Source organism: Alcanivorax sp. HI0083, from assembly GCF_001635175.1.
This window is the reverse complement of sequence record NZ_LWFX01000992.1, coordinates 1-3,783: the sequence shown is the minus strand read 5'-3', so window position 1 is coordinate 3,783 and position 3,783 is coordinate 1. Positions and strand designations below refer to the sequence as shown.

Here is a 3,783-nt window from a genome sequence, read left to right as displayed (position 1 = left end):
TTTTTACTACCACGGTAGTCCCCCCGGTGAAATCCAGCCCCAGGTTCAGGCCTCGGGTCAGCAACAGCGCCACGGAAATAATCACCAGCGCCAGCGACAGGATGCCCAGCGGTTTGCGGGCGGCCATAAAATTGATGTTCATGGGTGCTTTGCTCATAACCGCCTCAGATGCTCAGTTTGCTCGGGGCGCGGGCGCCTCGACCGTAAATCATTTCTGCCATGGCACGGGTGCCGATAATCGCCGTGAACATGGAGGTGAGGATGCCGATGAACAGCGTAACCGCGAAGCCCTGCACCGAACCGGTACCGGCTGCAAATAGAATCACCGCCACAATCAGGGTGGTAATGTTGGCATCAAGAATGGTGGTAAATGCACGAGCGTAACCCTCTTCGATAGCCTGGCGCGGACTGAGCCCCCGCCGCAAATCTTCACGAATACGCTCGAAGATCAGTACGTTGGCATCCACCGCCATCCCCACGGTCAGCACGATACCGGCGATCCCCGGCAAGGTCATGGTGGCACCGGGGATCAACGACATGACGCCGACAATAATCACCAGGTTACCCAACAGGGCCACGTTGGCAATCAGGCCAAACAGCTTGTACCAGATCATCATGAAGACCAGCACCAGCGACAGACCCAGCGCCATGGACTTGAGGCCGGCTTCGATGTTTTCCGCCCCCAGGCTCGGGCCCACGGTGCGCTCTTCCACGATGCTCACCGGCGCCGCCAGAGAACCCGCCCGCAGCAGCAATGCCAACTCGGAGGCTTCGGCGGGGTTATCCAGCCCGGTAATCCGGAAGCGGCTGCCCAAGGTGCTCTGGATGGTAGCCACATTGATCACATACTTGTCCGTGCTGCTGGTCATCTGATCAACGCTGTTGCCGTCCTCGTCGATCACCTTTTTCACGTCGGTCTTGGTTTCAATAAACAGCACGCCCATGGGGTTACCCACGTTCTTGCCGGTTACACGCTGCATGCGGCGGGCGCCATCGGAATCCAGTGTCACATTCACTTCCGGCTGACCGTTTTGCTGATCAAAACCCATCTTGGCATCGATCACCTGATCACCGGTGGCGATGCTGGATTTATTCAACGCGACGATACGGCCCTCTTGTCCCTTGAACGGGAAGAATTCCAGGCCGGGAGGCGCCATGCCGGAACGCAGGCGGGCAGAAGACACACTGTTGTCTACCAGGCGGAATTCCAGGGTCGCGGTGCGGCCCAGAATCCGGCGGGCAGTGGCCGCATCCTGAATCCCCGGCAGCTGCACCACGATGCGGTCTGCACCCTGGCGCTGCACGACGGCTTCCGCCACACCCAGTTCATTGACCCGCTTGTTCAGCGCGGTACGGTTCTGGTCCACGGCGTAATCCTGCATTTCCTTCAGGGCCGTTTCGTTCAGCGTCATGACAATTTTCGGGCTATCACCGGCCGGCTGCATGGCCAGCTTGTCCAGCGCCTGACGCAGCGGAGCACGGGCGGCGTCCGCAGCCACCTGGTCGGCAAAGGTGGCGGTCAGGGTAGTGCCATCCACAGACACCGCGCGATAACGCACCCCCGCATCACGCAGGGTCAGCTTGGCGGTACCTTCCCAGGCTTCCATGCGGCTCTTCACCACCGAATCCATATCCACCTGTAGCAGGAAGTGCACCCCGCCACGCAAATCCAGGCCCAGGTTCATGGGGCTGGCGCCGATCTCACGCAGCCACTGAGGCGTGGTGGCCGCCAGGTTCAAAGCCACCACGTAGTTATCGCCCAGTGTCGCCGCAGCGATGTCTTTGGCCCGCAGCTGCGCTTCGGTATCGCCCATACGCACCAGCAGTGAGTTCCCCACGATTTCGCCGTCACCATGGCTCAGGCCAGCATCATCCAGGGCGCCGAGCACTCGCTGCCTGGCCACATCAGACACCTCAGCACCCGCCTCGGAATGGCTGATCTGGATAGCGGGGGCATCCGGGTACAAATTAGGGAGCGCATAAAGGCCGCAAACAACGAGGGCAGCCAAAAGCAGGAAAAATTTCCAGCGTGGATAGCGGGTCATAGTTCTTTCCGGTAGTGCCGGTTTTTTAATAGTGCGACAGTGCGTGGAGCGCCGAAAAAAGGCGGCCGGCGTGCACGATTAATCAACCGCTCGATACATTGGGTTTTGCTGGCGTTACTGCAACAGCAAAAGCCCCGCTCAAGACGGGGCTGCTATTCTTCTAGATCGACTTGATGGTGCCTTTGGGCAGAGTGGCCTGGACGCTGCTTTTCTGCAGTTTGATTTCCAGGTTGTTGCTGATTTCCACCACCACAAAATCATCGGTGACTTTCGCCACCTTGCCCAGGATGCCACCGCTGGTGACCACTTCATCACCCTTGCTCAGGCTCTGGACCAGGTTTTTGTGTTCCTTGGCACGCTTCTGCTGCGGGCGAATCAGGAAGAAATAGAAAACCACCATCATCACGACCAGCATGATCAGCTCCACACCGCCCGGACCGGCAGGGGCAGCAGGGGCTGCAAACGCCGGAGAAACCATGGCAGTGGCCAACAGGGCCAGCAGGGAACGCATTGCGATGTTCATTGAATACTCCAATCGATAAATAGCTACAGAGCTGGCGTAGTCTGGCCACGCGCCGCATAGAAGTCGTCCACAAAGGCGGACAATGTACCCCCTTCAATGGCCCCCCGCAATCCAGCCATCAGCCGCTGATAGTAACGCAGGTTATGGATGGTATTGAGCTGGGAGCCCAGCATTTCGTTGCAGCGATCCAGGTGATGCAGATAGCTGCGGGAGAAATGCTGGCAGGTATAACAGTCACAATCCGCCTCCAGAGGAGCCAAATCATGACGGTGTCGGGCATTTCGGATTTTCACCACCCCTTCGGCGACGAACAGGTGGCCATTGCGGGCATTGCGGGTGGGCATAACGCAGTCGAACATATCCACTCCACGGCGCACCGCCTCAACGATGTCGTCCGGCTTGCCCACACCCATCAGGTAACGGGGGCGATCCTCCGGCATATGCGGGGTCAGATTGCCCAGGGTGCGCAACATTTCGTCCTGGGGCTCACCCACACTCAGGCCGCCCACGGCGTAGCCGTCAAAGCCGATATCTACCAGCCCGGCCAGGGATTCGCGGCGCAAATCGTCGTACATGCCGCCCTGAACGATGCCGAAACAGGCCGCATCATTGCCTTCGTGGGCGTCTTTTGAGCGTTTCGCCCAGCGCAGGGACAGTTCCATGGAATCGCGGGCCTGTTTCTCGGTGGCCGGAAACGGGGTGCATTCGTCAAAGATCATGCAGATATCGCTGCCCAGTGAGCGCTGCACCTGCATGGCCTTTTCCGGGCTCAACTCCACCTTGTCGCCATTGATGGGATTTTTGAACACCACCCCCTGCTCGGAAATCTTGCGCATATCGCCCAGGCTGAACACCTGAAAACCGCCAGAATCAGTCAGGATCGGCTTGTCCCACTGCATAAAGCCATGCAGGGACCCGTGGGCTTCGATGACCTCGGTACCCGGGCGCAACATCAGGTGAAAAGTATTCCCCAGACAGATCTCGGCACCGGTCTCGGCCAGATCCCTGGGCAACATGCTTTTTACCGTCCCGTAGGTCCCCACAGGCATGAACGCCGGCGTCTGGATGGTGCCCCGGGGAAACGTGATCTCACCACGGCGGGCGGCACCATCGGTGGCGTTGAGCTGGAAGGTCATTCGGGACATGAGAATTACTCGCCAAACGCCAAACGCAAGACGCCTGACGCTAAAAAATCAAAACCAACGGGACCATAAA

At 58.9% G+C, this 3,783-nt stretch carries 3 protein-coding genes and 1 pseudogene; all 4 read right to left on the bottom strand.

Annotated elements, in window-relative coordinates:
• A pseudogene (locus tag A3754_RS26140) lies at positions 1–127 on the bottom strand (protein translocase subunit SecF); the annotation flags it as partial.
• A gap of 37 nt (positions 128–164) precedes the next feature.
• Entirely contained in the window at positions 165–2,045 is a 1,881-nt protein-coding gene (gene secD / locus A3754_RS11955; protein ID WP_063519870.1) for a protein translocase subunit SecD, read from the bottom strand.
• Positions 2,046–2,205: 160 nt separating this feature from the next.
• Positions 2,206–2,568: a preprotein translocase subunit YajC gene (gene yajC, locus A3754_RS11950; protein WP_155133407.1), complete on the bottom strand. Its 363-nt coding sequence runs from the start codon at positions 2,566–2,568 to the stop codon at positions 2,206–2,208.
• A 23-nt stretch (positions 2,569–2,591) separates the two neighbouring features.
• The gene (gene tgt, locus A3754_RS11945) at positions 2,592–3,704 is read right to left on the bottom strand and encodes a tRNA guanosine(34) transglycosylase Tgt (protein WP_063519871.1); all 1,113 of its coding nucleotides are present in this window, start codon (positions 3,702–3,704) and stop codon (positions 2,592–2,594) included.
• Between the last annotated feature and the right edge of the window lie 79 nt (positions 3,705–3,783).